Source organism: Streptomyces sp. NPDC107517 (assembly GCF_055582645.1).
The window spans coordinates 94,200-100,423 of sequence record NZ_JBVJPM010000026.1 but is presented as its reverse complement, the minus strand read 5'-3'; the positions used below and the strand labels follow the sequence as shown (position 1 = coordinate 100,423).

At 72.5% G+C, this 6,224-nt stretch carries 5 protein-coding genes and 1 pseudogene; 1 reads left to right on the top strand and 5 read right to left on the bottom strand.

Going from position 1 to position 6,224, the window contains the following annotated elements:
- Positions 1–174: pseudogene (locus tag ACZ67T_RS37555) on the bottom strand (RNA-guided endonuclease TnpB family protein); the annotation flags it as partial.
- Positions 175–353: 179 nt separating this feature from the next.
- Between ACZ67T_RS37555 and ACZ67T_RS37550 the strand changes: the two are divergent.
- Entirely contained in the window at positions 354–1,658 is a 1,305-nt protein-coding gene (locus ACZ67T_RS37550) for an extracellular solute-binding protein (protein WP_469990369.1), read from the top strand.
- A gap of 29 nt (positions 1,659–1,687) precedes the next feature.
- Here the strand turns inward: ACZ67T_RS37550 and egtD are convergent, their stop codons facing one another.
- From egtD to egtA, 4 genes are read right to left on the bottom strand one after another with little or no spacing between them, the layout of a single operon-like run.
- Positions 1,688–2,650, bottom strand: coding sequence for an L-histidine N(alpha)-methyltransferase (gene egtD, locus ACZ67T_RS37545; RefSeq protein ID WP_469990368.1), 963 nt, complete (start codon positions 2,648–2,650; stop codon positions 1,688–1,690).
- Positions 2,647–3,402 (bottom strand): ergothioneine biosynthesis protein EgtC, encoded by a 756-nt coding sequence (gene egtC, locus ACZ67T_RS37540; RefSeq protein WP_469990366.1) that lies wholly within the window; start codon positions 3,400–3,402, stop codon positions 2,647–2,649. The genes egtD and egtC overlap by 4 nt, the downstream gene beginning before the upstream one ends.
- Entirely contained in the window at positions 3,402–4,736 is a 1,335-nt protein-coding gene (gene egtB, locus ACZ67T_RS37535; RefSeq protein ID WP_469990364.1) for an ergothioneine biosynthesis protein EgtB, read from the bottom strand. Before egtB ends, egtC begins: the two co-directional genes overlap by 1 nt.
- Positions 4,733–6,025: an ergothioneine biosynthesis glutamate--cysteine ligase EgtA gene (gene egtA / locus ACZ67T_RS37530; protein WP_469990362.1), complete on the bottom strand. Its 1,293-nt coding sequence runs from the start codon at positions 6,023–6,025 to the stop codon at positions 4,733–4,735. The genes egtB and egtA overlap by 4 nt, the downstream gene beginning before the upstream one ends.
- Between the last annotated feature and the right edge of the window lie 199 nt (positions 6,026–6,224).

Below are 6,224 nucleotides of genomic sequence, written 5' to 3'. Positions count from 1 at the left end.
GCACTTCTCGTTCGCGGCGTGCGCCTTCTTCGAGCGGGCGCAGCACTCGTTCCACAGCCACCGGCACCGCGCCCATTCCGCTTCGAGGGCGCCAGTTGCGGTGGACGACACGCGAAGGCGGAAGGTGTAGCGGGCATGCCCGACACCTGCCGTCTCCTGCGCCGCGGTCGTCATGAACAGCAACCTATCTGGGAGGACTGACAGTTGAGAGCTCTGATCCAATATGGGCTGCCTCGCCAACACGGCGGGTGGACGCCGATCCGCCCTGCCGGCGAATCGGCTTCTCCTGCCCTGCTCCGCAGGAGCCCGATTCCTCCCCGGCCTGAAGGCCGGGGCATCCTCGGAGGAATCCGGTGAAGCACCGCCGCACAGCCGCGTCCCTCATCCCCCTCGCCCTCGTGTCCGCCTCCCTGCTCACGGGCTGCGCCTATCTGCCGGGCGGAGGCGACGAGCAGCGCACGGTGACCGTCTGGCTGATGAAGGACAGCGCGTCGGACGCGTTCCTCAAGCGGTTCACGAAGAGCTTCGAGGACGAGAACCCCGGTCTGCGCCTGGACATCCGCATCCAGGAGTGGACCGGCATCGGCGAGAAGGTGAGCGCGGCCCTGGGCCGGGCGCAGGGCGCCCCGGCGAGCGAGGACGCGGCGGACGGACCGGCGCCCGACGTCATCGAGGTCGGCAACACGCAGGTGCCCCAGTACGTCGACGAGGGCGGACTCCTCGACCTCAGTCTGGAGTCCGCGCGCGACTTCGGCATGGAGGAGTGGCTGCCCGGACTCGCCGATCCCGGCATGTTCCACTCGCGCCAGTACGGCATCCCCTGGTACGCGGCCAACCGAGTGGTGATCTACAACAAGGACCTGTTCGCCAAGGTGGGCATCAAGCGGCCGCCCCGCACCCGCGCCGAGTGGCTCGACGACACACGGCGTCTCAACACCCATGGTGACCAGGGCATCTACCTGGCCGGCCAGGACTGGTACACGCTCTCCGGGTTCATCTGGGACGAGGGCGGCGACCTCGCGACGGAGGACGGCGGCATCTGGGAGGGCAGCCTCCAGTCACCGGCGGCGCTGCGCGGCATGGAGTTCTACCGGCAGCTCCAGGCCCTCGGCCGGGGCCCCAGGGACGCCGACGAGGAACACCCGCCGCAGTCGGGCGAGTTCGCGAAGGGTGACGTCGGCCAGATCATCGCCGTGCCCGGCGTCGCCCAGGCCGTCGAGGAGCAGAACCCCGAACTCAAGGGAAAGCTGGGCTACTTCCCGATCCCGGGCAAGACGGCGGCCAAGCCGGGGTCCGTCTTCACCGGCGGCTCCGACCTGGTCGTGCCCGAGAACACCGACGACCGCGACGGAGCCGTCGCGGTCGTCAAGGCCCTGGCCGGCGAGAAGTGGCAGAAGGACCTCGCCAGGACCATGAACTACGTGCCCAACAAGACGACGCTGAGCGACGCCGTCGCCGACGAGCCGGGCGTGGCCGCGATGGCGGCGGGTGCCGCACGCGGCCGGGCCACGCCCGTGTCCCCGCTGTGGGCGAAGGTCGAGGCCGACAACCCGATCAAGGCGTACATGTCGAAGGTGCTCGCCGGGGCCGACCCGGCCAAGGAGGCCGGGGCGGCTTCCCGGCGGATCACCAAGGAACTGGACGCCAGCGGACCGTGACCCGCCGCCTGCCACTGAGGTCGGGGGCGTCAGTCCACGACGCTGAGCGAGAGCGCGAAGCGGTTCTGCGCGTCCGTCCACCAGTGCGTCATGCGCAGCCCCGCGCCCGCCAGTTCGGCCCGCACGCCCTCCTCGCGGAACTTCGCCGAGATCTCCGTGCGGATCTCCTCCCCGTCCTCGAAGTCGACCGCGAGGCCGAGCGCCGGGATCTTGACGGTCTGGGTGGCCGTGGAGCGCAGCCGCATCTCGATCCACTCGTTGTCCGCGTCCCACAGGGCGACGTGCTCGAAGGCGCCCGGGTCGAAGTCGGCGCCCAGGTCGCGGTTGATGACACTGAGCACGTTCTTGTTGAACGCGGCCGTCACGCCCGCCGCGTCGTCGTACGCCGCGACGAGGACCGACTCGTCCTTCACCAGGTCCGTGCCGAGCAGCAGCATGTCGCCGGGCCGCAGCAGGGCGCGTACGGAGGCCAGGAACGCGGCGCGCTCGGCCGGCAGGAGGTTGCCGATGGTGCCGCCCAGGAAAGCGGCCAGGCGCGGCCCCGGGGTGTCCGGCAGGGTGAGCCCGAGCGTGAAGTCGGCGATCAGCCCGTGGATGTCCAGCCCTGGCCGCTCGGCGCCGAGCGCCTCGGCGGCGCCCCGCAGCGCGCTCTCGCTGACGTCCACGGGGACGTACGTCTCCAGGTCCGGCAGGTCGTCGAGCAGATGGCGGGTCTTGTCCGACGAGCCGGAGCCCAGCTCGACGAGGGTGCGGGCGCCGGTGGCGTCGGCGATCTCCTGGGCGCGGGCCAGCAGGATCTCCCGCTCGGCGCGCGTCGGGTAGTACTCGGGCAGCGTCGTGATCTCGTCGAACAGCTCGCTGCCGCGCGCGTCGTAGAACCACTTGGGCGGCAGCGTCTTCGGCGTGCCGGTCAGGCCGCTGTGGACATCGGCGCGCAGGGCGGCGCCGGTGGCGTCCTCGGGCAGGGTGCGGGTCAGCTGGTACGGGCTCACGCGGTGGGCTCCTTGAGCGGGGTCAGCAGGACGTCGGTGCGGCTCGCGGCGAGCAGGGTGCGGTCCGGCACCTCGCACCAGTGCGGATCGTCGTCGTACGGCTCGGAGGCGACGACGGTGCTGCGGCCGGGTTCGGTGAGATACCAGAGGCTGTCGCCCCAGGCGGTCGCGGTGATCGTCTCCCCATCGGTGAGGAGGAGGTTGAGCCGTGAACCGGGGGCGGCCTCGGCGACTTCGAGGACGGTGTCGGCGAGGGCCTGCCCCTCGTCGTCGCCCGAGCGCAGCCGGTGCAGCAGCAGCGCCCACACGAACGCCGAGTCGCAGCGGGCCTCCATGGACAGCAGGTCGACGGGCGGCACCGCTGTGGTGAGCGGGGCGAGCGAGCGCGGCCAGCCCTTCACCGCGCCGTTGTGGGAGAACAGCCACGGGCCGGAGGCGAAGGGCGCCGCCGCGGCCTCGCCGTCGGCGCCGCCGAGCGTGGCGTCACGGACCGCGGCGAGCACGGCCCCCGAGCGCACGACCCGCGCGAGGTCGGCGAACGACTGGTCGCCCCAGATCGGCCCGGCCCTGCGGTAGCGCGCGGGCACCGGGTCCCCGTCCGCGTACCAGCCCACGCCGAAGCCGTCGGCGTTCACGGTCCCGTGCCGCTGGCGGCGCGGTTCCCAGGACTGGCGCAGCAGGCTGTGGGGCGGCGCCACGAGCACGTCGCCGAGCGGCACCGCAGGGCCCAGATAGGCCAGTTGCCGGCACATCAGGCACCCTCCCCGTCGCGCGCCGTGCGGAAGCCGGCGAAGATCTGCCGGCGCACCGGATAGTCCCAGTTGCGGAACGTGCCGCGGCACGCCACCGCGTCCACGGCGAACGAGCCGCCGCGCAGCACCTTGTGGTCCGGGCCGAAGAACACCTCCGAGTACTCCCGGTACGGGAAGGCCGCGAACCCCGGGTACGGCAGGAAGTCGCTCGACGTCCATTCCCACACGTCGCCGATCAACTGCCGTACGCCGAGCGGGGATTCACCCGCCGGATAGCTGCCCGCCGGGGCCGGGCGCAGGTGGCGCTGGCCGAGGTTGGCGCGCTCCGGTGTCGGGTCCGCGTCACCCCACGGGTAGCGCATCGACCGCCCCGACGCGGGATCGAAGCGGGCCGCCTTCTCCCACTCGGCCTCGCTGGGCAGGCGCCGTCCCGCCCAGCGCGCGTACGCGTCGGCCTCGTACCAGCTGACGTGCACGACGGGCTCGTCCGGCGGGACCACCTCGGTCACCCCGAAGCGGCGCCGCAGCCACTGCCCCGCCTCACGCCGCCAGAACAGCGGCGACCGCAGGCCGTTCTCCCGCACCAGCGCCCAGCCCTCGGGCGTCCACCAGCGGGAGCTGTCGTAGCCGCCGTCCTCCATGAAGGCCAGATACGCGCCGTTCGTGACCGGCGCGGTGTCGATGTGGAACGGCGGGACGAGGCGCGCGTGCGCGGGCCGCTCGTTGTCCAGCGACCACGGCTCGGTGGTCGTCCCCATCGTGAACGGACCGCCGGGCACCAGGACTTCGGACGGTCCGCGGAACGCCGGGGAGACGGGGTCGGGATCCGGTGCCGTCAGCGCCGGCGCACCCGACCGGAGCTGATGGGTGATCAGCATCGTCTCGTCGTGCTGCTGTTCGTGCTGGGCGATCATCCCGAAGGCGAACCCCGCCTCGGTGAGCCGGGTGCCGTGGAACGGCGTGCTCTCCAGCACGTCGAGCGCGCGGCCCCGCACCTCGGCCGCATAACCGCGCGCCTCCTCGGGTGCGAGCAGCGGCAGCTTGGGCCGCTCGGAGCGCGGGTGCTCGAAGGCGTCGTACAGCGGGTCGATCTCCGGCCGCATCGCCTCGCGGCCCGCGACCGCGCGCAGGAGCCACTGCTCCTCCTGGTTGCCGATGTGCGCCAGGTCCCACACCAGCGGCGACATCAACGGTGAGTGCTGCGCGGTCAGATCGGGCCCCTCGACGCAGCTCGTGAGCAGCGTCGTGCGGTCCCGCGCGGTGAGCAGCGCGGTCCGCGCGCGCTCCCGCAGTGCCTCGGGGTCCGGGGCGGTGTCTTCGCTCTGTGCGGTCATGAGGTGACGGTCCTCCCGGGGGCGGGGGCATCGATGTGGTCGAGCACGTCGTCGGCGGGGCACCGGCCGCGCACGACATAGCGGTCCATGAAGGCGGAGACGGCGGCGAGCACTTTGGGTGACGCGCCGAGCCTCGGCAGCGCGTCGAGCGCCGCCGCGAAGCACGCGACGGCCGCCTCGGCGAGCTCGGGGTCCGAAGGCCCGAGCCGCGCCGCGTCGCGCCACAGCTGATTGTGCGGCGCGGGCAGCGGGCCCGCCCGTTCGGACAGCGGCTTCACCGTGCGGTACGCGGTCTCGGCGGCCTGCGGGTCGTCGAACAGGGCGGTCGTCACGGCGAGCGGCACGATCCAGCCGTCGTCGCCCGGCTGGGCGTCGATCATGCGCAGTTCGAGGTGGCCGCGCGGGCGCACCGGAGGGAACAGGGTGGACAGGTGGTACTCGACGTCACCGCGCGTGGCGGGCCGAGGCCCACCGGTACGCAGCCACGTCCGCAGCGACATGCCGTCGGGCACGTCCCAGGGCCCGCTGTCCTTGCGGACACACATCACCGGCGCGTCCAGGACGTGCCGGACCCAGGCCTCGCGCGGCTCCGCGTCGAGGGGCGGTGCCCCGGACCTGCCCGGGTCGATCTCCTCCCACACCGCCTGGCGGGTGGAGCGCCAGCCGGTCGGACGCCCGCGCAGCATCGGTGAGTTGGCGAACGCGGAGACCAGGACGGCGCCGAGCAGGTGCGAGAGCCGCCACCGTCTGCCGTGGCCGAGCGGCCCCGGCTCCTCGTACCCGGAGTCGAGGCAGACCTGCACCGACGCCGACGAGCACATCATGGCGCGGCCCGCGGGACCGGTCCGGTCGAACCAGGTCTCCATGGCGTCGTAGCGCGGCTCGTGGAGCAGCCGTCGCGGCGGGCGCCAGGGATCGGTGCCGAGGCCGGTCAGCGCCAGGCCACGAGCGGCGAGCGCGGTGCGGACCGCCGTCAGATCGGCCGAGACGGCCGAGACGCAGTCCATGAGAGATGAGGCGGGCAGGGAGCTGAGCTCCAGCTGGCCGCCGGGTTCTACGGTGAGCGCCGAGCTGAGGGGCAGGGCGCCCAGTGCGGCGTACGCCGCGTCGAGCCGTTCGGGTGGCACGGGGAGCCGCGGCCTGCGCGGCTCGTGGACGAGCCACTCCACCTCGACACCCACGGTGCGAGGCGGTCCGGTCTTGAAGCAGATCCCGCGGACCAGCGCCTCGACCTCGGCCTCGGTGACCAGGGCCGCCGTGCCGAGCTCCGTACAGTCTCCTTCGGGCATGTTCAGGACCCTCCTGATCTGTTCGCCTTCATCGTCCCCGGTAGGGGCCGTGCCGTCGACTCGACGGGGATGGGCCGGGCCGGGGCAATGCTCGTACCACCCAAAACCCTCACGGCGAATCGCACAAGAGTGCCCCTCGGACGGTGAAAATCTGTTGCTCGCACAGTCGCCCGGCGCACATCATGCGTTCATGAGAACG

Bases quoted from the DNA above. Each gene is read 5' to 3' on its own strand.
- egtC (WP_469990366.1), bottom strand. From the start codon at position 3,402: ATGTGCCGGCAACTGGCCTATCTGGGCCCTGCGGTGCCGCTCGGCGAC.
- egtB (WP_469990364.1), bottom strand. From the start codon at position 4,736: ATGACCGCACAGAGCGAAGACACCGCCCCGGACCCCGAGGCACTGCGG.
- egtA (WP_469990362.1), bottom strand. From the start codon at position 6,025: ATGCCCGAAGGAGACTGTACGGAGCTCGGCACGGCGGCCCTGGTCACC.